This is a genomic window from Thalassospira sp. ABD4_177 (genome assembly GCF_056160125.1).
Genome location: NZ_JBSWWO010000001.1, coordinates 620,108 through 645,640 on the forward strand (window position 1 = coordinate 620,108; position 25,533 = coordinate 645,640).

19 protein-coding genes are annotated in these 25,533 nt (G+C 51.0%); 16 read left to right on the plus strand and 3 right to left on the minus strand.

Going from position 1 to position 25,533, the window contains the following annotated elements; genetic code table 11:
• From ACXAF0_RS02920 to ACXAF0_RS02940, 5 genes are all read left to right on the plus strand, one after another.
• On the plus strand, nt 1–1,866 hold the full coding sequence (locus ACXAF0_RS02920; RefSeq protein WP_475343531.1) for a helix-turn-helix domain-containing protein: 1,866 nt from the start codon (nt 1–3) through the stop codon (nt 1,864–1,866).
• Nucleotides 1,867–2,135: 269 nt separating this feature from the next.
• Entirely contained in the window at nt 2,136–3,641 is a 1,506-nt protein-coding gene (locus tag ACXAF0_RS02925) for an ATP-binding protein (RefSeq protein ID WP_475343532.1), read from the plus strand.
• The gene (locus tag ACXAF0_RS02930; RefSeq protein WP_475343535.1) at nt 3,631–6,354 is read left to right on the plus strand and encodes a Z1 domain-containing protein; all 2,724 of its coding nucleotides are present in this window, start codon (nt 3,631–3,633) and stop codon (nt 6,352–6,354) included. Before ACXAF0_RS02925 ends, ACXAF0_RS02930 begins: the two co-directional genes overlap by 11 nt.
• Entirely contained in the window at nt 6,347–7,333 is a 987-nt protein-coding gene (locus ACXAF0_RS02935) for a PD-(D/E)XK motif protein (RefSeq protein WP_475343536.1), read from the plus strand. Before ACXAF0_RS02930 ends, ACXAF0_RS02935 begins: the two co-directional genes overlap by 8 nt.
• Entirely contained in the window at nt 7,326–9,404 is a 2,079-nt protein-coding gene (locus tag ACXAF0_RS02940) for an AIPR family protein (RefSeq protein ID WP_475343537.1), read from the plus strand. Before ACXAF0_RS02935 ends, ACXAF0_RS02940 begins: the two co-directional genes overlap by 8 nt.
• A gap of 44 nt (nt 9,405–9,448) precedes the next feature.
• Here ACXAF0_RS02940 and ACXAF0_RS02945 read toward each other — a convergent pair whose 3' ends face one another.
• The gene (locus ACXAF0_RS02945; protein ID WP_475343538.1) at nt 9,449–10,942 is read right to left on the minus strand and encodes a DNA cytosine methyltransferase; all 1,494 of its coding nucleotides are present in this window, start codon (nt 10,940–10,942) and stop codon (nt 9,449–9,451) included.
• A gap of 91 nt (nt 10,943–11,033) precedes the next feature.
• On the opposite strand from ACXAF0_RS02945, the gene ACXAF0_RS02950 reads away from it, so the two are divergent.
• Complete coding sequence (locus tag ACXAF0_RS02950; RefSeq protein WP_475343539.1) at nt 11,034–11,480, plus strand: very short patch repair endonuclease; 447 nt, start codon at nt 11,034–11,036, stop codon at nt 11,478–11,480.
• Nucleotides 11,481–11,896: 416 nt separating this feature from the next.
• On the opposite strand, the gene rhaI is transcribed toward ACXAF0_RS02950, so the two are convergent.
• A complete protein-coding gene (rhaI, locus tag ACXAF0_RS02955) occupies nt 11,897–13,195 on the minus strand; it encodes an L-rhamnose catabolism isomerase (RefSeq protein WP_475343541.1) in 1,299 nt (432 codons plus the stop codon).
• 40 nt (nt 13,196–13,235) lie between these two features.
• On the minus strand, nt 13,236–15,338 hold the full coding sequence (locus ACXAF0_RS02960; protein ID WP_475343543.1) for a bifunctional rhamnulose-1-phosphate aldolase/short-chain dehydrogenase: 2,103 nt from the start codon (nt 15,336–15,338) through the stop codon (nt 13,236–13,238).
• A 215-nt stretch (nt 15,339–15,553) separates the two neighbouring features.
• Here ACXAF0_RS02960 and ACXAF0_RS02965 point away from each other — a divergent pair, with 215 nt between their 5' ends.
• The 10 genes from ACXAF0_RS02965 (at nt 15,554) to ACXAF0_RS03010 (ending at nt 25,313) form a co-directional block, all read left to right on the plus strand.
• Complete coding sequence (locus tag ACXAF0_RS02965) at nt 15,554–16,363, plus strand: DeoR/GlpR family DNA-binding transcription regulator (RefSeq protein ID WP_475343545.1); 810 nt, start codon at nt 15,554–15,556, stop codon at nt 16,361–16,363.
• Between the two features lie 70 nt (nt 16,364–16,433).
• Nucleotides 16,434–17,420, plus strand: coding sequence for a rhamnose ABC transporter substrate-binding protein (gene rhaS, locus ACXAF0_RS02970; protein ID WP_475343547.1), 987 nt, complete (start codon nt 16,434–16,436; stop codon nt 17,418–17,420).
• A gap of 148 nt (nt 17,421–17,568) precedes the next feature.
• A complete protein-coding gene (locus ACXAF0_RS02975) occupies nt 17,569–19,056 on the plus strand; it encodes a sugar ABC transporter ATP-binding protein (protein ID WP_475343550.1) in 1,488 nt (495 codons plus the stop codon).
• A gap of 1 nt (nt 19,057) precedes the next feature.
• Nucleotides 19,058–20,050 carry an ABC transporter permease gene (locus ACXAF0_RS02980; protein ID WP_475343553.1) on the plus strand — a complete coding sequence of 331 codons (993 nt, stop codon included), beginning with the start codon at nt 19,058–19,060 and terminating at the stop codon, nt 20,048–20,050.
• A gap of 26 nt (nt 20,051–20,076) precedes the next feature.
• Complete coding sequence (locus ACXAF0_RS02985) at nt 20,077–21,093, plus strand: ABC transporter permease (RefSeq protein ID WP_475343554.1); 1,017 nt, start codon at nt 20,077–20,079, stop codon at nt 21,091–21,093.
• Between the two features lie 4 nt (nt 21,094–21,097).
• The gene (rhaM, locus tag ACXAF0_RS02990; protein WP_475343557.1) at nt 21,098–21,412 is read left to right on the plus strand and encodes an L-rhamnose mutarotase; all 315 of its coding nucleotides are present in this window, start codon (nt 21,098–21,100) and stop codon (nt 21,410–21,412) included.
• Nucleotides 21,409–22,809: an FGGY-family carbohydrate kinase gene (locus ACXAF0_RS02995; RefSeq protein WP_475343558.1), complete on the plus strand. Its 1,401-nt coding sequence runs from the start codon at nt 21,409–21,411 to the stop codon at nt 22,807–22,809. Before rhaM ends, ACXAF0_RS02995 begins: the two co-directional genes overlap by 4 nt.
• Before the next feature lie 113 nt (nt 22,810–22,922).
• Nucleotides 22,923–24,170 (plus strand): flavin-containing monooxygenase, encoded by a 1,248-nt coding sequence (locus ACXAF0_RS03000; RefSeq protein WP_475343560.1) that lies wholly within the window; start codon nt 22,923–22,925, stop codon nt 24,168–24,170.
• Nucleotides 24,171–24,191: 21 nt separating this feature from the next.
• Nucleotides 24,192–24,611 (plus strand): RidA family protein, encoded by a 420-nt coding sequence (locus tag ACXAF0_RS03005; protein ID WP_475343563.1) that lies wholly within the window; start codon nt 24,192–24,194, stop codon nt 24,609–24,611.
• 27 nt (nt 24,612–24,638) lie between these two features.
• Nucleotides 24,639–25,313: a DUF1028 domain-containing protein gene (locus tag ACXAF0_RS03010; RefSeq protein WP_475343565.1), complete on the plus strand. Its 675-nt coding sequence runs from the start codon at nt 24,639–24,641 to the stop codon at nt 25,311–25,313.
• Nucleotides 25,314–25,533 lie beyond the last annotated feature (220 nt).

Genomic DNA, 25,533 nt, shown 5'->3' on the forward strand with positions numbered 1-25,533 from the left:
ATGTCAGGTGATCTGTCACTATTGGTACGTCCTAAGCCGGAGAAGGCTGAAAGCTTCCGAGGATATCTGCTCAGGGTTTCGACGGAAAATGGTTATCACAATCCAAACTGGATGCTGAGGCAGCTTGGTATTCACCCACGCACATATTTGCCGCGTGATGACATTGCAAAGTTGGCAAGCGCGCTAAATCTCCAGGGCCGCGAGCTTTCAAATATGCAGAACCAAGTCGTGGCGCCTCGGTGGGTTCGTGTGGGGGCGCATGAAGTTCACATCTGTGCAAAGGAAAGGCGTTCTTTTCGCTATTGTCCTGACTGCTTGAGCGAAGCTCCGTACCATCGTGCCGTGTGGGATCTCAAGCCTTTGAGTGCCTGCCCGAAACACGGGATCTATCTGCTTGAGAGTTGCAGAAAATGTGATCGTCGTGTTGGTTGGGGGCGTGAGAACCTTCTCGAATGCGCCTGTGGAGCGGATTTAAGGCCGTTTCGGCCGCGTTCAGCACCCGATAAAACACTAGATTTCTGCAGGTTGCTAGAGAAGCGCTTCCACGGTCAGCTGGCAGACGAAAAGTGCGCCTTGCATCCGGCATTTCAGAAGTTGAGTTTCACAGATCTTCTGAACCACACGATGTTCTTGGCGGCCTATATTTCCGGTCGCGGGCGAGGAACCGGCCGACAATTGTTTTACAATCTTACTGCGGACGCATTGCGCGAGGTGTTTGATCGGGTTTCTATGATTCTTGCCGATTGGCCGAACGGGTTTCACTTGCTGCTCGATGAGGTGCGGCAATTCACCGAACAGGATGTTGAAAAACACGTCGGGCTCGAGGCGGAATTTCGATCACTCTACACCAATCTGTTTCGCAAGCAGCAGGAGGTTGAGCATCTGCATCTCATCCGTGCCGAATTTGCTAAATATATTGAAGGTAAATGGTTTGCAGGGTTTGTCGTGCCAACCAGTAAACGATTGTCTGATGAATGGTCCCAGGATCAATCGTTTGTTACCGTTGCGGAAGCGGCACGACGCCTTGGTATTCATCCAAGTATCCTGAGACGTGATATCACCGAGGGGAGTTTGGCCGCAACCACAAGACAGATGCAAAGCAGATGCCTTCGCGTCGTAGAAGTCTCGGAGGTTGAGAGATACCGAAACGCGCGTGAGAACCTGCTGAGTACCTTTGATGCGCAAGAGCTACTAGGCGTTTCAAAGCACCCCTTCATGAAATTGGTGAATGCTGGCCTGATCAAAGCCGTCAAGGGGCCGAAGGTTGACAATTCCCAGCACTGGACTTTCAAGAAGCAGGATGTCGATGAGTTTATTGCATCTGTGACAAAACAGGCAACCTATTGTCGGTCCGCAGATGAGCCTGTGACTTTTACCAAAGCGTTACGTCGCTGTACCGCCAAGGGGCTTTGTATCGTTGACCTTATCCAGGGTTTGCTCGGTAGCGAGTTGAAAGCACTGAAGCGTTCGACAAAAGTGATCAATCTCAAAGATCTGTTCTTCAATGACGTAGATTTCACAGCTTTTCTTTACAATGAGAAACGGACAATCAAATGGGCCGTTACCATTCGCGAAGCGTCAAGGATGCTTGGGCTAAATGAAGAAGCAACACGTCATCTCGTGCATAAGGGTTTCCTCGAAACAATCTCTGTCCCGGTAGATGGGCGTCTTCGCAGGCAGGTTTCATTGGATGCGATTGAGCGGTTCAAGGCAACTTACGTCTCCGCTTCAAGCTTGGCAGCCCATAAGAATACTTCGGCACGATCAGTCGTTGCCCAGCTGCAGGAACTAGGAACCAACCCTGTTACCGGGCCAGCGATTGATGGAAGTCGGCAATACTTCTTCAGAAGATCCGCGACAGCATAGGACGCTAGCTTTAACGGGTCGGCTGCGGGCCGAACCGGCGCGAATTGAATGGCTCTTCTTCAGTATGCCGCCAGTCTGATGAATGTGACGCAACGACAGCAGTGGTTGCCCAGCTTCCAAAGCCCGCGCTTGTCGCGGGCTCTTGTGTTTTGTGTCAATTAAATCGAACAGCTAATGGACAGTCATGAGGGATGGTCGATTGAAGAGAATTTTTTTTGACAACAACCATTTACGTTAGAAAAAAAAGATGATCACTATATTAGGAGGATATGTTCTGGATAGGGTTTCGACGCTTGGTGAAATACACGAATAATCCACCTGATGCGGCTGCGCTTATGACATCAGCGCGAAGCTTCGGAAACTACGACTTGCCAAGTGCACTTGCTGACTTGCTGGACAATAGCATCAAGGCCAAGGCGCGCTCTATCGATATTCTTTGTTTACGTAGCGACGGCGAACCGGAAGTTCGAATTCTCGACGACGGCCATGGTATGAGCGAAGAGGAACTTTGTGATGCCATGCGACCAGCAAGTGCAAACCCTGATGACGAACGTGCTGACGACGATTTGGGGCGCTTTGGTTGGGGTATGAAGTCCGCGTCGTTTTCCCAATGCCGGCATTTAACTGTTCTGACGAGAAAGAATGGGGGTCTATCTGGTGCAAGCTGGGATCTTGACGATCTTGCAGACTGGAAAATGGCGATACTCGAGCCTTGTGAAATTGATAAAATTGCAAATAGCAAGCTTCTTGAACATGATGGAACTGAGGTCATATGGACCAAGTGCGACCGACTTTCCGAGTTCGGAAGGGTTAGCAGCAAGGGGTTCAACGAGATAGTCGCGCACGCCAAGTCCGAATTAGCACTTACGTTTCATCGCTACATTGCGGGGGAGTTCGGGCTCAGAAAGCTGAAGATTTCTTTCAATGGTGGGCTGCTCTCTCCTGTCGATCCGTTCTTGCGCGATCATTTGGCTACACAGGAAGGTCCAGTCGAGCATCTCGAGTTGGAAGGTAAACCGTTCAATGTTCAGGCCTTCATCCTTCCGCATTTCTCGAAAATTTCGTCTCATGACCATGAAAAGTTGGGCGGCGAGGAAGGGTTCGTACGAAACCAAGGCTTCTACATCTATCGGCAACATCGTTTGATAATGCATGGCACTTGGTTTCGGCTGGTGCGTCACGGTGAGTTGTCTCAGTTGGTCAGGATAGCTGTGAATATCCCCAATAGCCTTGACGCAATCTGGAAGATAACGGTGGATAAGTCTGAAGCCCAGCTACCATCTGGTTTGCGTTCACGGCTGAAAGAAATCGTAAAGGGCCTCAAAGGTCAGTCCGGCAAAGTGTTTCAATCGCGCGGAGGTCGGATCAAGCCGACCGACGGTAAAACTCCCGTATGGGCAAAGTATGTCCGTAACGGTGAAGTTCGATATTACCTCAATCGCGAGCATCCCCTCATTGTGCAGTTGCTTGAGCATGAGAATGCTGAAGTCGCCCAAACCTTCACTGCTGCGTTGGGCGTCATTGAGGACTGCTTTCCGGCAATCAGCATTGGCGAAGACTTTGCCGTGCGCCCAGAGATGATGAACCAGAGCGCTCTGGATCGGGACGCTTTTGTCGAACGCCTTGAAACAGCTTTGCCATCTCTCTTGGCGCGCTCAGAGGGATCATTCCAGAAGCTGTGGGAATTGCTGCAGGTGACAGAGCCTTGGGCGGGCCAAGCATCTGTTGTCGAAGAGCATTTGAAGTCGAAAGGATGGTGGAAGAATGTACGATAAAGAGCTTGCGTATTTCCGTATTCATATAGAAGCGGAATTTTCGGATATTTTCGCCACCGGTGCCGGCTTGCCAGAAGGTAAAATCGAAGAAATCGTTCGTGAAGGTCCGTTCACGCATCTTGGTCCTGATGAGTTGGCCTCGATCGCCCGGGAGCTTAAAGCGAATTTTCGGGTGACACAACGGCGTGGCGCAGTGATTTCAAAGGGGCATAGACCATGGCTCTCAGGAAAAAAGTCAGAACTCAACCTTTATTATTGGAACCGTCTCAGAAAATACTACCGGACAACTGGAAAGTTGCCTTCAGAGGTCGTAGCGACCCTAGATTCTGACACTGATGAAGTTTTGGATCTCTGTGGTGACCCACTAGACCCGGCATACCACGCAGTTCGTGGCATGGTTATGGGCAACGTACAGATGGGAAAAACAACCAATTATTCAGCCCTGATTTGCAAGGCAGCAGACGCAGGATATCGTGTAATCATACTTCTTGCTGGTATTACGAATTCTCTACGTACGCAGACACAGGAGCGTCTTGACGAGACATTTATTGGTAAAGTGTCTCTTCGAAACGCTGCAGCTCAACAATCCCTACCCATTCAGAAGTTTGCTGCAGAGAGGAGGGTGCCTTCTTTCGGTACGACAAGGGACTCCGATTTCAAATCTAGTAGTGAAGGAATTTACTTTGATTTGACGAGTCACGCAGAGCCGATAATTTTCGTGACTAAGAAGAATAAAGCGGTACTCGAAAGGCTCGATGAATGGTTAGAAGAGCAAGAGGATACCGGAGGGTTCGATCTGCCGTTACTTCTTATTGATGACGAAGCTGATAATGCGTCTATCAATACAGCTAATGAGCCTAAAAACACCACGGCGATCAATGGACTCATAAGGAAAATCTTGGCTCGTTTCCCGAGGTCGGCCTACGTCGGATATACGGCTACTCCTTTTGCAAACATTTTTATTGATCCGGAAACCTCCGAGAAAATGGAGAACGACGACCTGTTTCCGGGGAATTTCATAAAGGCACTCGAGCCGCCATCAAACTACATAGGTTCCCACCGTGTATTTAGGGATGGCGGCGACTTGCGTTCCGAGATGGTCAAGATCGTTGACGATTATGATCCGCTTTTGAAGTTGAATCACAAGAGTGGAGATAAGATCGCTGATCTTCCTGACAGCTTAAAGCATGCCATCCGAGTGTTTTGTTTGACGCGCGCAATACAAGTTTTCCGGGGAAAGGGTGATTCCAGCTGTTCGATGATGATCAACGTGAGTCGCTTTAATGCAATACAAGAGCAGATCCTTGGTCACGTCCATGAGTATTTGTCTGAGCTAAAGGATGCTGTTTCTGTATACGGAGCACTTGAACCCAGAAAAATTCGCGACATTACCATCGCCGAGCTGCAGGAGAGCTTTAACAAGGAGTATTCGAACTCGGGCTATTCGTGGACGAACATACTAGGGTGCCTTAACGAGGGGATTCAAAGTATTAGAGTTCGTACCATCAACATGAGAGGTGGGACACTCGATTATTCGTTTAACAAGGAGCATGGGCTGCATGTGATTGCAATAGGCGGTCTTGCCTTGTCCCGCGGGTTAACGTTGGAAGGACTGACAGTTTCGTATCTTCTCAGAAATGTTGCAGCAAGTGACACGTTGATGCAAATGGCCCGCTGGTTCGGCTATCGCCCTGACTACGAACATATCTGCCGTCTTTATCTTCCGAAGAGTTCCTTAGAACATTACAAGTATGTTGATGAGGCGACGGAGGAGCTTCGGAGAGAGGTGGTTCGGATGAGGGCCTCAAACCGCACCCCGGCAGATTTTGGCCTCAAGGTGCGCCAAAGTGACTTAGCAATCCGTGTGACCGCAGCTAACAAGATGCGAACTGCCCAGGAGTTGACGATTGCCCAAGACTACTCGGCTCGTCATGTCGAAGGTCACTCGTTGCCCAATGATAGTGAGAAAGCAGCCCAGAATCTTTCAATAGTTTCAGAGTTTCTTGAGTTACTGAGCCCAACTAAGCAGCTAAAAATGCCTGAAAAAGGAGAGATCGCTCATATCTCTTGGGCAGCAAACGGAAAAGATGTTTTAGATCTCATAGCGAATTTTGAATTTGGACCTCACATCGATCTAGCCAAGATTTCGAACTCTTCCCTGTTGCAAGATTATATCAAGGATCGGATATCAGACGAGATGTCCGACTGGGACGTCGTTCTTCCAATGTTGAGAATTGGAGACGAAGAGGTCTTTGTCGGCGAGACAGTTCGTTACAGGAGAAGAAAGCAAGGCACCGTATCGGACGGCTGCTACAGAATTTACGGTGCCAGAAGCCGCGTTGCTGATCCAGGAGATGCATGGATTGGACTGGATGCGGATCAAATAAAAGAAGCTGAAAGAAGGGTGGGCGCTGACGAGTACAAAAGAGAACGTGCAGCATGCAGTGTTCGCCAGAAGCCAATGCTCATTGTACATTATTTCGCGCCTTCGTTGGCGAAGCGAGATAGCGATGAAGATAAAAAGCATTCAGATGACAAACTTCGTGTTGGCGACCGTGCCGTTACACTTTCATTTTGCATGCCAGAGACCAGTAAGCCGGCTAAGGAACATACATACCAAGTAAATGCGGTCTATCTTGCGCAACTGAAGGAGCAAATCCAGACCGAAGAAGATGATGACGCAGAGGCTATTGCAGGTGTGCAGGATGTTTGAGCGTTGGAAAGCCCTTGGACCTGCACCAGAACCAGGGACATTGAACGTAAGCCTAGCGGATAGTAGCCATTCTCTTGAATATAGCATTGCTCGAGATAGCCGAGGTAAATACCTCTTTCTTCTCGATACGGATCTGCAAAATGGTGCCAAATCTGTGTTGCCGAGGGTGGTGGGCATGTCCATCGAACTCGAACCTTGGTCCAACCATCGGACACGTCTTGTTGTTACCCTTCATGATGATAATGACGCTCAAAATTTCTCCCTTATGTGCAGAGGAGTTATGCTCGCTACCCAATCAATGTTGAGTTCTAACTCTCGTGAGGCTCTTACTCGAACTCTGCAAGAGTTGCACCGTTGGCAAGAAATGCTAAAGCAGCGTTACGATAAACGCCTTTCGCGAAGTGAAAGAATTGGACTGATTGGTGAGCTTCTTTTTCTTAGAGACGAGCTCGTTCCGAGGATGGGACTTGGAGCCGCACTTCTCGCTTGGACAGGGCATGAGGGGCACGAGCAGGACTTTGTAATTTCCTCAGCGATTTTTGAGGTGAAAACTCAAGTAGTAACCGCTGACCGCATGATTTCGATTTCATCGGAGGATCAGTTGGACCCGGTGCAGGGTCAAATATTTCTTTGCAACCAAGGTATTTCCCCAGTGCCAAGCAGTGCATCCAATGCCTGCACTCTCAATTCTATTGCGAAGGAACTGATTAAGCTTGGGGAAGCTGCTGGAGGCGCAGCGTCTGATCTTCTTGCTATCGGGCTGCTGGAAGCAGGGTATGAACCACATGAAGAATACGATGACGAAGTCTGGATGCTGGTGGACAGGGCCCTTTATAAAATCAGGGATAATTTTCCGCGGATAGAACGGGCGGAACTTAGGCACGGAGTGGAACAGGTACGTTACAGAATTCGGGTATCTGACTGTCAGCCTTACCTTGTAGATCTGCGTTCGACTTTGGAGGAGTTGATAGGTGGATGAGCTCGACACGGCGTTTCAGGATCTGCGCGAAGATGTAATGCTTGAGGCGGAAGCAAGTGGATTGTTTCAGGAAGAAGCGTTCTTTGAAATATACGCCGAGGCCGCGAGCGAGAACGGCGACACAATAGATCTTGAGTACGGATACTGCAGAAAAGAAGGAGGTGCTCGACCTTATCGTGTCGATGGCCATGCGTTTGATGCAGATCGTGGTACGCTTTATTTGGCGGTCTGTGACTACCGGGAGGGAAAGGATCTACAGTCACTTCAGGCGTCACGAATTGATTCTGCATTGAAGCAGGCGAGCAATTTTTTTGAGAATGCTCTCTCACCTGATTTTATCAATGCGCTCGAAGATAGTAGCTCTGCGTTTTCAGCTGCCTATCCGATATATTCGAATCAGCACACCATCCGACGTTTACGTGTGATTTTACTGTCGAATGCTCGCCTCGTTGCTAGGAAGCCTCCACAGCTAGTGGGTGATGTTGCTGGGATTCCTGTCGTCTATACAGTGCTTGACGTTGCTAGGTATGCTGAGATTCAGAAATCAAGGGCAGCACCTGAAGCTATCGAGGTCAATCTAGAAGAAATCTCCGGTAGCCCAATTCCTTGTCTACGAGCTTCTCGCTCATCGGCTGATTATGAATCCTATCTGTTGGCAATCCCGGGTGAACTGTTGGCCGAAGTTTATGGGCTCTATGGGGCGCGTTTGCTTGAACAAAATGTAAGAACCTATCTCCAGGCAAGAACGAAAGTGAACAAGGGAATTCTCGCGACGATCCGCAAAGAACCTGAGATGTTTTTCGCCTATAACAATGGTTTGACAGCGACGGCATCCGAGGTAGAGCTCAAGGAGCTGGGTGACGGTCAGCTCGCCATCTCGGCTATTCGTGACCTTCAGATCGTGAACGGGGGACAGACAACAGCTTCTATCCTGTATGCAAAGGATGTGGGAAAGGCTGCACTAGACCAAGTTCATGTTCAAATGAAGTTGTCGGTTGTACCCGAAACTGCCGTCGAAAAAGTAGTTCCGCTTATTTCACGTTATGCGAATACGCAAAATCGTATCTCGGAAGCGGATTTCTTCTCAAATCATCCATTTCATTTGCAGATGGAACGCTATTCGAGGGTTCTTGCAGCTCCGCCTCAGGATGGGGCGCTTTCAGGAGAAAAATGGTTCTATGAGCGTGCGCGGGGCCAGTACCGCGATGGTATGGCTTATGCTAGCCAGTCCGAAAGACGAAAGTATCAGGTTGAGTTTCCCAAGGCTAAAGTTATGGTCAAAACGGATATCGCAAAATACTTAGTCACCTTCCGTTGTCGTCCTGACATTGTCTCGAAGGGGGCGCAGAAGTGCTTTATGCATTTCGCCGACGAAACAGCGAAGTCATGGAAGGCCCATCAAGCTGATTACAACGAAACGTGGTTCAAAAATGCGTGCTCTATGGCGCTGTTGTTCAGGTGGACCGACAAGATGATCGCGCAATCGGATTGGTATCAACTTGATCGCGGCTTCAAGTCTCAGACTGTCGCTTACACGTTGGCTTGGCTTGCTCATCATATACGTAGTATTGGGCAGGCGTCTCTCAACTGGGATATCATTTGGTCGTCGCAGGACGTACCTGACGAGCTTCAAGAGTTCATCACTGCGCTTGCGCCTCAAGTGGCTAGTGCGATTAGAAGCACTCCCACAAATGTGCGAAATGTAGGCGAATACTGCAAAATGCAGGCTTGCTGGGAGGCCGTTTCAAAGACTGACTTCGATGTGACAGCTCTCCCTGAGCATGTTTTGGTCAGTCTTGATGAAGAAAAAGATTTGAAAAAAGATGGGCGTGACACGAAAAAAATAGATAATGAAATTGATCTTGATGTCTTGTTGCTTTCGATTGTCGCTAAAGCGGAGATTGTTCGCAAAAATGCAAAAGAAAAGCATCTTCTTACCGACAAATCTAATAGTGCCTTGGTGAAATTGGCCGTTGGAAATATCTCGCTTTCCAGACCTGAAAAGAATGCGATGAAACTTCTTATCGACCGATTGGCTGAAGAGGGCACCCCTCTGGACGCGCTTGGTTAGAGATCTTTTCGACCTATCTGATTAAGTCAACATTCAGGCTGTCTTTATCTCAAGATTTTGTGAACCGCTTTAGCTATTTGCCACGCCAAGTAAGGTGGTACCGCGTTGCCCACTTGATGATACTGTTTGGTTCGAGACCCACAGAAAAAATAGTTGTCAGGGAATGTTTGCAAGCGGGCAGCCTCCCTTACGGTCAGTGAGCGGCACTGGCTGGGATCGGGATGGATAAAATAATGACCATCCTTGGATATGTGACTTGTGACGGTGGTCGATGGGCGGCCAGAAACTTGGGTTCGGAATCGATCTGAAAAATGTCCAGAATCCCGGTTCTTATGAGCTGGCAGTAAAAACTCTGGAAACTCGTCCAGTTTCGGAGAGCGTGAGTGCACGCTGGAGAAAGCAGACGAGAAAAGGTAGCGGCCAATATCGTCTGGGATGTGTCCTCGGGTCTCATGATGGAATGTTGCACGAAGTCGTTCATCATCGAACCACTTGAGGAGATGTTTTGGCATATCACCAGCAATCGTCTTCGCGCAGCTTGACCTTGCTTCAGGCAGGTTGTTGGCAGAAGAAATTCTTTGCACGATATTCCTTACTTCTTCTGGAATGCCTTCCGTTCTGGCAATGCGCATGGCCTGTTCAACTACTGTTGTTTTCCAAGCTTCTGTCGTGTCGCCGCGGCTAAGTCCACTGCGTAGAGGTGAGAGGCCATCAATTGCGCTGCCCACGTTCACCTGCTTTTGGGGTTTGCCGATAAGCGGGCCATCAAGTTTCAGGCGTTGTGCCAGATCCGCCCGAACTCCGAGAATGATTACTCGATGGCGGGCTTGCGGAACTCCGAAGTCTTCTGACCGTATCAGAAAGTCTTTGGCCGAAGCTCGGGAGCCGTCGGGTGGGGAGGAAGCTGCTAGCGGTAACAAACGGTACCCGTCTCCCGCCTCCTCAAGATCGTCAAGTACTTTGCTGAAAATCCGACCGCCATTGATTTGGCTCGAGAGCATCCCCTTAACATTTTCCATCACAAAGGCAGCGGGGCGAAGCCGGTCTAGAATGCGCACATACTCGCGATATAGAAAATGCCGATTATCATCCTCGGGAACGTAACCTGCCTTCCCCCGATTTCTCGATCTTCCAACCAAGGAATATGCTTGGCACGGAGGTCCTCCGATCAAGATAGTATCGCCATGATGGCGTTCGCGGACTTGATCGAGCTCCGTCGCCAGTTCCTCGAATACGCCATCGCTTCCCAAAACACGTTGACGTACCTCCTCGTCAGCAACTTTCCAATTGTTGGGATAGAGCTCAGCCCAGTCTGGAAGCTCAAGACCACTATTGATAGCATCGTAATATTCTTGGGGAAATCGGTCAAAGGACCGCAGGAAGGCTCTCAGTCGCAACGTTTGAATTGCATGGTCATCCATCTCGATTGAGAGATGGGTCTTCATTGGAGTTTCCTCGTCGCGTCCTGCCCTTGAAAATCCTTCACCCAGCCCTCCAGGCCCGGCGAACAAATCAATGATGGCAAAATCTTTGGACATCGTTTCTCCCTATAATGTCGAGCCTTTTACCAGGTTTCACCAAGTGTCACCAGGTGGAAAATAAGCTTGATTGCGCTATGTTTGTGAAATCATGGATATAGTTGACTCCAAAACACGCTCCAGAATGATGTCTGGCATCAGGAGCAGAAATACGAAACCAGAGGTTCTGCTGAGAAAAGCACTGCACGCTGTGGGTTATCGTTACAGACTCAATGTACGTCTGTTGCCGGGCTCACCGGACATAGTGTTGCCGAAGTGGCGAGTTGTGATTTTCGTGCATGGTTGCTTTTGGCATCGTCATCCGGACTGTAAAAAAGCGACGACACCGGCAACAAACACTGACTTCTGGAATAAGAAATTTGAGGCCAACACTAGGAGAGATAAAACAGCGATAGAGGAATTGCATAAATTGGGTTGGCGCACTGCCATTGTATGGGAGTGTGCTATTGGGTCAAAGATCGATGTTGAGCTTATCGATGACTTAGCTGGCTTCATAAGCCAAGCAGCTAAAGAGCATGTCGAATTTGGTTCTCCTTAGAAAGGCAGCAATTAACGCTAGCCCAGATGAGTATCTTGGAGCGTGATATCCGGTTCGATACATGACTAGGTTACACCACAAGTAAAGTTCGACACATAATCTTCGAAATTTGCAGCCCTTTTCTCAAACTAGATGTGATGCAAGTATTTGATTTTATGTATTTTACAAGGAATAGAGAGAATTCTAACATTATGCTTCAAAACCTTTCAGCATAATGCGTCGCGAAGTTCGAGATTTCGTTGGCAAATGGTAGCGTGAGTTTCTAGATTTATGCGTCAATTCACACTGGCGATAATGTGAATTGACTCATAAAACTGGAAACGCGACGCATAATTTTAGAATCTGTGACGCGTAAAATAAGAAGCCGAAGGCATTGCCTTCGGCTTTTCTAGTTTTTTCGGTGAATTACCGGTCGCTTAAACTATTCCACCACCACTGCTGCGACTGGCCGGGCGTTGTTTGCCAACAGCGTTTCGATAACCGGCTTTACGATAGGCGATAACCGGGTCAATTGCACCGCCAGCACGCTGGCGCGCCATGGCGAGTATTGGTGAGACATCGGTGTTGTATGCTGCCTTGAGCGTGCGGTTTGCCATCATCACATCATTTTCGTCCTGATAGCCTTCAAGCTCAGCACGGTCGACGAGTAATGCCTGCACATAAGCCCGCTGGACTTCAGCCGCACTCGAAATCAGGCTTTCGATCGGATCTGTGACATTGTGGGATTGATCAAGCATGTAGGCAGGATCGAATTTTTCCGGCGCACGGCGCTCAGCCTCGACCAGTTCATTGAAAACAAGGAACAGCTGATAAGGATTGATCGATCCGCTATCGAGATCATCATCACCGTATTTGCTGTCATTGAAATGGAAGCCGCCAAGCTTACCGAACTGAAACAGACGGGCCACGATCATCTCGATATTCACATTCGGCGCATGATGCCCAAGATCGACAAGGCAAGATGCCTTTGGACCGAGTTCGGTTGCGGCAAGATAGTTGCTCCCCCAGTCTTGAATGACTGTCGAGTAGAAGGCCGGTTCAAAAATCTTGTGTTCGATGAACAGCTTCCAGTCATCGGGTACGCCCGCATAGACCGCCTTCATCGCATCAAGGTAGCGCTCAAAACTGCGCGTAAAACTTTGCTGTCCCGGGAAGTTCGTTCCATCCCCAACCCAGACAGTCAGCGCCTGTGATCCAAGTTTCTGACCAATTTCAATACATTCAAGGTTATGGGCAATTGCCTGTTCACGGACCGCAGCTTCAGAATGACTGAGGCTACCAAACTTGTATGACTGGCGTTGATCATCCTGGTCCTGAAACGTGTTGGAATTCATCGCATCAAAACCAAGGCCATATCCCGTCGCGACATCGCGCAGTTCACCGAGGTCATCGACCTTGTCCCACGGGATATGCAGCGACACTGTCGGCGTCGCACGGCCCAACTGCTGAATGACGGCACAATCGGCAAGCTTTTCAAAGATGTTGCGTGGCTCGCCCACACCGGGGAAACGCGCAAAACGCGTCCCACCGGTTCCGACACCCCAGGACGGGATTACGACCGAAAAGTCCCGGGCTGCCGTCGTCAGTTTTTCGATATCAAGTCCACGACGGGCAAGCTGCTCACCCAGTGCGGTATAATCTGAATCCAATGCGGAACTATGCGCATCGTTATGTTCGGCAATCAGTTCTGCCGAAATCGGAGCTTGTGAAGCCATGGGTTCCTCCCCGGGTCGTTATATCCGACCCTTGATGTGTTTAGCGGGTGAATGACGGTGCGTGACCGGCATCGACATTAACCACGTTACCCGTTGATTTTGCCGCATTGTCCGAGGCGAGGAAATAGATCGCCTCTGCAATGTCTTCTGGCAGAACATTGAGCTTTAGCATACTGCGCTGACGGTAATGCTCTTCAAGCTGATCGGGGTCCATGTCATAGGCCTTGGCGCGCTGTTCGCGCCACTCACCAGACCAGATTTTTGATCCGCGTAGAACCGCGTCCGGGTTAACAACATTGACGCGAATGCCAAACGGAGCGCCTTCCAGCGCGAGGCAACGGGCCAACTGAATTTCCGAAGCCTTGGCAGTGCAATATGCCGATGCGCCCGGCGATGCAACCAAACCGTTTTTGGAGGCAACAAACACCATGCTCGCTGTGCGCTTTTGCAACTTCATGATCTTGAAAGCTTCACGCGCAACCAGGAAATAACCGGTTGAGAGGATATCCATGTTGCGCTGCCAGACTTCGAGGCTGGTTTCATCAATCGGCGCAGCAGACGAGATGCCTGCATTCGAGACCAAGATATCGATCCCGCCAAACTCGGCACAGCTATCGTGCATTAGTTTGATCACTGAGCCTTCGCTGGTCACATTGACGGGAAGTCCACGGACCTGATCTTTGCCAAAGACGGCTTGCAGGTCCGAGATCGCCTCGCCCAGTGCTTCTTCATCAATATCACAGGCAACAATACAGGCGCCCTCCTGCAACAGACGTCCGCAAGTTGCCTTGCCGATGCCACCGGCCCCGCCTGTGACAACCGCAACGCGGCCCGCCAGACTTTTCGGTTTGGGCATGCGCTGTAATTTGGCTTCTTCCAACAGCCAGTATTCGATATCGAACGCTTCCTGCTCATCAAGCCCCATATAGGTGCTGACGGTGTCGGCACCGCGCATGACATTGATCGCATTGACATAAAACTCACCAGCAATTCGTGCCGTTGCCTTATCCTTGGCAAAGGACAGCATCCCCACACCCGGGATCAAGTAGATCACCGGATTGGGGTCACGCATGGCGGGGCTGTTATCGTGTTTGCAGCGTTCGTAATAACCTTTGTAATCCTCGCGATAGGCCGCAAAGGCCTCAGACAATCCTTCGATCACAACGTCCAGATCAGGTTTGGCCGGATCAAAATCGATAATGATCGGACGAATTTTGGTTCGCAGGAAGTGGTCCGGACATGACGTTCCAAGTGCAGCGAGCTCTTCCAGCTTGTGTGAGTTCACAAACTCCAAGACCGCTTCGCTATCATTGAAATGACCAATTTTGCGTTCTCCCGCATCAATAAAACTGCGGATCCGCGGCATCAGGGTTGAGGCAATTTCGCGGCGACGCCCCGCATCGAGGCTTTTGTGGCGCACGCCACCGAAGATTTCAGCACCTGCCGTTTTGCCATCAAACCAGGCAATCGCCTTGTTAATGATTTCAACTGTGGTGTTGTAACATTCTTCAGCGCTGTCGCCCCAGGTGAACAGACCGTGGCTTTCAAGAACGACACCCTTGCTGTTCGGATTGTTGTTGAAATACTGCTCAAGCATCAGGCCAAGCTGATAGCCCGGACGCTTCCAAGGTAACCAACCGATATCATCACCATAGATTTCCTGCGTGATCGCCCGGCTGTTTTTTGAGGCGGCAATCGCAATCACGGCATCAGGGTGCATGTGATCGACATGCGGCTTATTGATATAGGCATGAAGCGGTGTATCGATACTTGCCGCGCGCGGGTTGAGGTTAAAGGTGCAGTGCGGCAAATAGGCCACCATTTCATCTTCGAACTCTTCACCGCGATACAGCCCCTTAAGCGCGCGCAGCTTTTCCATATAAAGGGTCGAGAACCCGTCAAGCTTCATGCTGCCGACATCACCACCTGATCCCTTGACCCAAAGCACTTCGACTTCATCGCCACCAAGCGGATCCTTTTGCCAAACCTTGGCGGATGTATTTCCGCCACCAAAATTGGTAATGCGCAAATCAGAACCAAGCAGGTTGGACCGATACAGCAAACGCTCAGGCTCACTAAGGCCTGCGGCGTGTTCCGCGTCCCATTTGTTTGGAAGAAGAATCTCAGAGGAAACAGATGACATGATCCGATAGCCTATCACTTGGACGTTACACATGGCGGTCTGCTATGAATGCGATTGCCGCCTCCCATTTTTTTCAAGCAACTAAACCGGATTTCAATCACAGTCAATCATAAACGATCATATTCTTTCAATATTGCGCTGCAATATGATCAATTATGACATTTTATGTTTGACAATGATCGAAATTGCGCAAATATCTGGCGAATGGAGAGCCAATGATGCATGAACGTGAACGACATAGATTGATTTTGCGTGCGGTCGGGGAACGCCCTGTTGTCACGGTCGCCCAGCTCGTGGATATGCTGGACGTATCCGAGGCCACCATTCGCCGTGACATCGCTGCACTCGACGAAGATAACAAGCTTCGTCGCATTCGCGGCGGGGCAGAGGCGATCAATCCAGTCACCAGCAAACAATTGCTGGGACGTCCGTTCTTTGTGACAAAAACGCTCAATGTTGCGCAGAAGGCGGCGATTGCGGAACGCGCTGTCGAGATGTGCGAACCAGGCGACTCCATCATCATTCATGGTGGTTCCACCACCTACCAGATGGCCCCGCTTCTCAAGTCCAAGAAGATGCAGGTTCTGACCAATTCTTTTCCGCTGGCCGATTACCTGATTGAGCATAGCGAAAACAGCGTGGTTGTGCCTGGTGGCACCATTTATCGCGAACAGAACATCATTCTCAGTCCGTTTGAAAGCGATGTGATCCACAACTTTTATGCTTCGAAGGCATTCGTGGGTGCACAGGGCATCAATTCAATGGGCCTGATGGAAAGTGATCCGATGATCATTCAGTCAGAGCAGCGTCTGATTGCACAAGCCGAGAAGCTGGTGGTTATGATCGACAGCACCAAATTCAGCCAGCGCAGCAACATGTTCCTGTGCAAGCTCGACAATATTGACACCCTGATCACAGACGACGGAATTGGTGACGAAGACCGCGCCATGCTTGAGCGCGCCGGCATCAAACTTGTCGTTGTGCAGGCCAGGGAACAAGAGGATCTAAATACGGCAAGCGCATAGCCCAAAAGGGACAAAAAGAGCCCGGCGCCTGTCAGACAATAACCAATAAAATCAATCATGGAGGAACGTTATGAAATTCAAGAAGTCTCTGATGGCCGCCGCCATTTTTGCCATGGGCATGGCATCCGTAACCGCACAGGCCGCTGATCCGGTTCGTGTCGGACTTGTTGTTAAATCGCTTGGCAATGGTTTCTTTGAAGCGGCCCGTGATGGCGCAATGGAAGCTGCCAAGGAAGTCGGCAATGCCGAAGTCATTTATACCGGGCCGACCTCGACCACTGCCGAAGGTCAGATCGAAAGCATCAACTCCCTGATGGCGCAGCGCGTCGATGCAATTGCGGTGTCCGCAAACGATCCTGATGCACTTGCTCCGATCCTCAAACGCGCGATGGACCGTGGTATCAAAGTGATTTCCTGGGACAGTGGTGTTGCCGAAGATGCCCGCATTGTTCACCTTAATCCGTCAAGCAACGCCTTGATTGGTGCAATGTGCGTCAAACTGGCCGCAGATGTCGTTGGTGACGCTGGTGGTGAAATGGCAATTCTGTCTGCGACCCCGACCTCGACCAACCAGAACATCTGGATCGACGAGATGAAAAAAGTGCTGCCTGAATACAGCCAGTTGAAACTCGTTGATACTGTTTATGGCGATGACCTCGCAGATAAATCCTATCGTGAAACCGTCGCACTGCTCAAAAAATATCCGGATCTTAAAGTGATCGTTGCGCCAACTTCTGTTGGCATTGTGGCAGCAGCTCAAGCTGTCGCTGATCAGGGCAAAATTGGCGATGTCTATGTCACCGGTCTTGGTCTACCGTCCGAACTGGCCGGTCACGTCGATGCCGGATCGGTCAAAAGCTTTGCCATCTGGAACCCGATTGATCTTGGCTATTCGGCCATGATGATTGCTTACCAGCTTACTCAGGGCGACGAGCACATGATGATCGAAGCCGGTCGCATGGGCACCATCGCGTTTGACAAGGACGGTAACGGCGCAATGTCTGACCCGTTTGTTTATGACGCGTCGAACGTCCACAAGTTCGCCGACATCTTCTAAGAGATACCACGGAACTGGCGGAAACCCTTTACTCCCTGAACCGGTTTCCGCCACTTTTTTCCCGCGATGATGACGCTTCAGGCATCTGCATAGAACGCATGCGGCCTGAGCCAGAATTTCCAGACTTTGATGTGAAGGCTTGAAAAGCATGGACAGGCCTGTTCTTGAACTGCGCAATATTTCCAAGACATTCCCCGGGGTTAAAGCGCTTGATGGCGTCGAGCTGCAACTCTATCCCGGACAGGTCACCGCCCTGATCGGTGAAAATGGCGCAGGAAAGTCCACTTTGGTAAAGGTGCTTACCGGCATCTACACACCTGATGATGGCGACATCCTGATTGCCGATAAACCGGTCAAGATGCAGGCTGCTACCGATGCGAAGCGCCACGGCATTTCCGCCATCCATCAGGAAGCGGTGATGTTTGACGAACTCACCGTCACCCAGAACATCTTTATCAACAACCAGAACCGGAACAGGTTTGGTCTGTTGGATTGGCCCCTTATGCGCAAACGCGCCAAGACGCTTCTGGAATATCTTGATGTCAATATCGATCCGGACCTTCCGCTGCGCGAACTAAGTGTCGCACACAAGCATCTGGTGTCCTTTGCCAGTGCGCTGTCGATCAATTCCAATATTGTCATCATGGATGAGCCAACAGCATCGCTGTCCCATCATGAAATTCAGGAACTCTATCGGTTGGTCCGTCGTCTGCGCGACGAAGGCAAAGCGATTTTGTTTATCAGCCACAAGTTCGACGAAATCTTTGAAATCTGCGATCGTTACACGGTATTTCGCGACGGCCAATTTGTTGGCTCGGGCGAAATTGACGATGTGAGCCAAGATGACCTGGTTGCAATGATGGTCGGTCGAACCGTCAAACAAATCTATCCAAAGATCGCAGCCGAAATCGGCGAACCGGTCATGTCGGTCGAAGGCCTGTGCCATCCGACAGAATTTGCCGACATTGACTTTCAACTGCGCCGGGGTGAGATCCTTGGATTTTATGGCCTCGTCGGGGCTGGACGCAGTGAAGTCATGCAAGCCCTGTTCGGGCTGACCCCGACCTCGGCCGGATCGATTATGCTGAATGACAAACCCTTTAACCCGCGCACACCTGGTGATGCGGTCGATCAGGGGCTTGTTTACGTCCCCGAAGACCGCCAGCATCAGGGCGCAATCCTGAGCCTGCCAATTTTTCAGAACATCACACTTCCGCAATTGGGCGGTCTGTCGCGATCCGGCTTTATTGACATGGCCCGTGAGTTTGATGTTGCGCGCCAATATGCCACGCGACTTCAGCTCAAGGCGGCAAGCCTGTCGGAAAATGTTGAAAACCTATCAGGTGGTAATCAGCAAAAGGTCGTCATCAGCAAATGGCTGGCCACCAATCCGAATGTCATCATTGTTGATGAACCGACCAAAGGCATCGATATCGGCTCAAAAGCTGCGGTTCACAAATTCATGGGCGAATTGGTCGCACAAGGATTGTCAGTGATTATGGTGTCATCGGAACTTCCGGAAGTGATGGGCATGTCGGACCGCATTATCGTCATGCATGAAGGCCGGATCGCAGCACGATTTGATCGCAACGAAATGACAGCCGAAGCCATCGTTACTGCGGCGACAGGAGCCTGAGATGAAAAGCACTTCCATGATCAGCAAACTGATCTCGCATCGTGAATGGCTGCTTGGCGCTCTTATCGTCATGATGCTGATTGGCGTGGGGTCAGCAGCCCCGTTCTTTGTCGGCGCAGCGAACCTGGCCGAAGTGTTCGACGATACAGCCATTCTGATCATGCTTGCCTGTGCGCAGATGCTTGTGATTCTGACGCGGTGTATCGATCTGTCGGTCGCATCGAACCTGGCATTTACCGGCATGTGCGTGGCCCTGTTTAATGTGGCCTTTCCGGAAACATCCGCTTTTGTGACGCTTGTCATGTCGATTGGCATTGGGCTGATGCTTGGCGCCTTCAACGGTCTATTGGTCTGGCTGGTCGGCATTCCGTCGATCGTTGTCACCCTTGGCACCATGAGCGTATATCGCGGCTTTGTCTTTTTGCTCAGCGACGGGGAATGGGTAAACGCCCATGAAATGACTCCGCAATTCCTTGCCCTGCCGCGCGCAACTTTCCTTGATCTGACGGTCCTGTCCTGGATTGCTATCGCGCTCACGTTGGTGATGTTTGTCTTTACGCGTTTCACCAAGACCGGCCTTTCGATCTTTGCCGTAGGCGGGAACCCGAAGGCTGCTGTCTATAGCGGCCTGGATGTTGGCAAACACCAGTTCATTACCTTTTGCATTTCCGGTGCTGTCGCGGGCATGTGCGGATATCTGTGGGTTTCGCGCTACGCGGTTGCCTATGTGGAAGTTGCTCTGGCCTTTGAGCTTCAGGTCGTTGCCGCCTGTGTCATCGGTGGGATCAGTATCGCAGGGGGGATCGGCTCGATATGGGGTGCGGCACTTGGTGCCATTTTCCTTGGCCTGATCAAGAATGCACTACCCGTGATCGGTATTTCACCTTTCTGGCAACTTGCGATTTCCGGCCTGGTGATTGTTCTGGCCGTGATCATCAATTCACGTAGTGAAAAGCGTGGTGGCCGACGCATCCTCCGAGAGGCCCACCAATGATCAATGAAGAAACCTTGAAACAACCCATGACCAAAGAAGTATCACGAGAGCTGCCTGACAGCCTCAATGGCGATTTACGAAGCAAATTGATGCGCTGGGAAACCCTTTTAATGGTGTTTGTCGCGATTGCGTTTTTCACCAACACTCAGCTATCCCCGTATTTCCTTGATCCGTGGAGCTTGTCGGACGCGACATTCAACTTTACCGAAAAGGCGATCATTGCACTGCCTATGGCACTGCTGATCATCGCCCGCGATATTGATTTGTCGGTTGCATCGACCATTGCACTTGCATCGGTGACGATGGGCTTTGCCAATAGCATGGGTGCTGGTCCGATCGAACTTGCCATGATCGGCATGGCGGTTGGGGCAGTTGCCGGCTTTGCAAATGGCTGGATCATTACGAAATTCGATATTCCGGCAATTGTTGTGACCATTGGAACCATGAGCCTGTATCGCGGCATTGCCTATATCGTTCTGGGCGATGATGTATATCGCAGCTACCCATCCGATTTTGCCTTTTTTGGTCAGGGCTATGTCTGGGGGGTGCTGTCGTTTGAATTCGTTCTGTTCCTGTGCCTTGCCGTTGTGTTTGGAGTTCTGCTGCATAAAACCACCTTCGGGCGACGGGTTTACGCGATTGGTAACAATCCGACAGCTGCCCTCTTTTCCGGGATCAATGTCAAACGCCATCGGTTGTTCCTGTTTACCCTTGTTGGGCTTTTTGCCGGGGTTGCAGCCGTTCTTCTGACATCGCGCATCGGTTCAACCCGCCCGTCAATCGCAATGGGCTGGGAATTGGAAGTCATAACGATGGTGGTTCTCGGCGGGGTCAACATCATGGGAGGAGCAGGCAGCATTGTTGGTGTGTTTATCGCTGTTTTACTGATGGGGCTTGTCACCTTTGGCATGGGCCTGATGAATGTGCCGGGCATTGTAATGTCGATCTTCACCGGCCTGCTGCTCATCCTTGTGATTGGTACACCGATCATCTGGCGCCGCATTTTGAGTGCACGCAAATTGCGATCACAAAAGCAGGGCTAGCATCATGGAAAAGATTGCCTTCAAAATGCTGCTGAATCCGGGTTGGGCAGACGAGTACAAAAAACGCCACGACGAAATCTGGCCTGATCTGTCCGAGCTTCTGCGCAAAGCAGGTATTTCGGATTACAGCATCTTTCTTGATGAAGAAACCAACATCCTTTTTGCTGTTCTACGCCGTACCAAGGACCACGGTATGGATGAGTTGCCCGAACAAGAGATCATGCAGCGCTGGTGGGCTTTCATGGGTGATATCATGGCCACCAACGATGATGGCAGCCCCGTAGTTGTTCCGTTGAAAGAAGTGTTCTATCTGCCATGACAGATAAGCGCGCCATTGCCGTCATTGATATCGGCAAAACCAATGCAAAGCTGGTGGTGTGGGACACCAATACCCATGCAATCCTGTTTGAAACGAGCTGTCCAAATCGTTCAATTGATGGTCCGCCTTATCGCCATCTTGATGTTGAAGGCCTGTGGGACTTCTATAAAACCGCATTGAAAGATGCGGCACGCGAGACCGAGATCGGACGGGTCGTTGTAACGACCCATGGTGCCACGGTTTCGGTCCTTGCGGGGGATGAGCTTGCTCTTCCAGTGGTGGATTACGAAAACACATATGCCCCGGAAATCAATCATGCTTATGACAGCGCCCGTGATGATTTCGCCGATAGCCAAAGCCCCTGCTTACCTGCCGGGCTGAATTTCGGGCGGCAGATATTTGCACTTGAACAAACCTTTCCCGAAGAAATGGCGCGTGCCACAGATTTTCTACCCTATCCGCAATATTGGGCATGGCGGTTGTCTGGCATAAAAGCCTGCGAGGTCACGTCGCTTGGCTGTCATTCCGATCTATGGAACCCGCATCAGGCCGATTGGAGCCAGCTCGCCAAAACCCGAGGATGGGCCGGAAAATTCGCCCCGATGCGTGGGGCAAGTGATGTCTTGGGCAATATTCTGCCTGAAATCGCTGCCGAAACCGGCCTGCCACCCGATTGCGAGATCCATTGCGGCATTCATGACAGCAATGCGTCGCTAGTGCCCTTGATTACCAGGGTTAAGCAACCGTTTTCGCTTGTATCATCTGGTACTTGGACAATTTGTTTCTCGGTTGGTGGAGACGCACGACCACAGCTTGACGAGTATCGCGATACCCTGTGCAATGTCGATCTGAATGGCAATGCCGTGCCCAGTGCAAGGTTCATGGGCGGGCGTGAATATGCGTTCCTGGCTGAAGGTCATACAGATAATCCGGACATCTCTGATATCAAACGTTTGATCGCATCAGAATGCTTGGCGATACCTTCATTTGCTGAAGCAGGGGGACCTTTTGGTCATCACTCGGGGCATCTGATCAACAAAGCTGCACTGCGAACTGAGCGCGAAAAGGTTGCTCTTGCGACAATTTACTGCGCATTGATGATTGATTACGGCCTGAAAATGATCAGCAGTGAAGGGCCGGTGATTTTTGAGGGGCCCTTTGCGACCAACACGGCCATGTGTCAGTTGCTTGCCAGTCTCCGGAAAGATCAGCAGATTTTAGCTTCAGGCGACGGCTCTGGAACCAGCTATGGCGCGGCAATCCTGACAGGTCGGATGCATCAGCATCAATCACATGCTGCAGCCCGAATATACCCGATGGCGGATATGGGTATTCTTGCCTACAAGAATTTGTGGCGGCACAAACTTTTGTTGATCGATAAAAATCATGAGCATTGAGAGATGGGTCGTATCAATATGGACGGGTTTGAACACCCTTCGACAAATTGGCCGCAGGAGCTTCAAAACCAAAATTTGGAATCTGTGACACATAAAATTAGAACGAGCAGTGAATGGCGGTTGAAAAACTAGACATCGTTGTTGTTGGCGCAGGGCAGGCCGGTGTCGCCATGAGCGAACACCTCAGTGCCAACGGCTTGTCTCATGTTGTGCTGGAACGCGGCAGGATCGCGGAACGCTGGCGGTCGGAAAGATGGGATTCCCTTGTCGCCAACGGTCCGGCATGGCACGACCGTTTTCCGGGCCTGACATTCGCCGGTGATCCGAACGGTTTCCCGGCCAAGGAAGAAGTTGCCGATTACTTTGTCGAGTATGTCGACAAGATAAAGGCACCGGTCCGCTGTGGCATTGAAGTCACATCCGTAACGCGCCTGAATGGCAAATTTGGTTTCCGCGTCGAGACGACAGACGGTGTCTATGAGGCCGGCTTTGTCGTCGCTGCAACCGGTGCTTTCCAGACGCCGATTGTCCCGGACCTTATTCCGGCCCAAACGGGTATCACACAAATTCACTCATCGGCTTATCGCAATCCCGATCAACTCGCTGACGGCGCAGTTCTGGTGGTCGGGGCTGGTTCTTCCGGGACCCAGATTGCCGAAGAACTGATGAAGTCCGGGCGCAAGGTCTATCTGTCTGTCGGTCCGCATGACCGTCCCCCACGCAGCTACCGGGGCCGTGATTTTGTCTGGTGGCTTGGCGTGCTCAATAAATGGGATGCGGAGGCCACCCCACAGGATGATCACGTCACGATTGCCGTCAGTGGTGCAAATGGTGGCCATACGGTCGATTTCCGATCCTTGGCCGAGCAGGGCATAACCCTTCTGGGCCGCACCGAAAGCTATGAGGACGGCAAACTCAAAATCGCATCCGATCTGGCAAAAAATATCGCGGCTGGCGATGCCAATTATCTTGCCCTGCTTGATGAGGCCGACGCCTTTGTCGCCCAGAACGGACTGGGTCTGCCCGAAGAACCCGAAGCACGGATGATCAGGCCAGACCCCGAATGCATATCCGATCCGATGACGGAGCTTGATGTGCACGATGCCGGGATTACGACCGTCATCTGGGCGACCGGGTTCGGGCGCGATTACGATTGGTTGAAGTTCGACATTTTCGACGAAGCTGGTGCCCCCATTCACACGCGCGGCATTTCAAAGGAACCGGGGATCTATTTCCTGGGACTGCCGTGGCAGACCCGCCGGGGATCATCCTTCATCTGGGGTGTGTGGTATGACGCAAAATATCTCGCCGACCACATGTCCAAGCAGCAGAACTACATGACATTTGCCCCACGACCCTAAACGGTGGAAGGAAAAAGCCCCATGACCCATACCCGTATTCGCAAATTCAATACCAAGGAAACCTATCCTGAGCAGAATCTCGACAATGACCTCTGTCAAGTAGTCGCCGCCAAAGGAACCATGATCTTTGTGCGTGGACAGATTGGTCAGGATCTCGACACGTCGGAAAATGTGGCCATCGGTGATGCTGCCGGTCAGGCAGAAAAGGCGATGGCAAACATCAAAATGCTGGTCGAAGAAGCTGGCGGCCAACTGGACCATATCACCAAGATTACGATCTATCTGATTGATCCAAGATACCGTGAAGACGTCTATCGCGTGGTTGGAAAATGGCTCAAGGGCGTTTTTCCGGTTTCGACCGGCATTGTGGTGTCCGCTTTGGCGCGCCCGGAATGGCTTGTCGAAATTGATGCCATTGCTGTCATTCCCGACGGTGAATAACCTTTTTCCCGAACCAAAGAGCTTCAAATGACCTTTTCCATTTCTGCGCGCTGTCCTGAAACCGGTACCATGGGTATCGCAATTTCTTCGTCCTCTCCGGCGGTTGCCGCCCGATGTGCCCATGCGCGGGCCGGTGTCGGTGTGGTGGCATCCCAAAACATCACCGACCCGTCGCTTGGTCCCAAAGGACTGGATTTGATGCAAGGTAAGCTGGGCGCAGAAGACGCACTTTCCGAATTGCTGCGCGATTACGCGACCGCCCCCTGGCGCCAGATCGTTCTTCTCGATCAAACGGGAAAGTCGGCTGTTTTTTCGGGGGCTGAAACCCTTGGCGTCAATGCCGTAAGCCAGGGCAAGGATTGCGCTGCTGCGGGTAATCTTCTGGCGAATGATGGTGTTCCTGCCGCAATGGTTGCAGCGTTCGAGGCCGCCGGTGGCGATTTGGGGGATCGGCTGCTTGCGGCGATGAAGGCCGGACAGGAAAGCGGCGGCGAAGCCGGCCCGGTGCATTCTGCGGGTCTTTATCTCGTGCGCGATGTCAGCTGGCCGGTTGCCGACCTTCGCGTTGACTGGACGGAAGGGGATCCGATTGCTGAACTGAGCTCAATCTGGCAGCTCTATAAGCCCCAGCTTCAGGATTACGTCACGCGTGCCATCGACCCGACGGCGGCACCTAGCTACGGCGTGCCGGGTGACCAGTAACACAGACTGATACGCGACGGTCTCACAATAACTGGCGCATAAAAGTCAAATCGTATGGGCTTATTGGCATTAAATATTACGCCTTTTTTGTCTTGTAAAATTGCGCCAAATGCCGAAGTCCGGCGATGGAAAAATCTCATCGCCGGCTTTTCTGTTTCCAAGTCCGGGTGTGATGGTGCGCAAATCACGGGCCGGGTTCCGTGTGTTATAGTTATGTGAC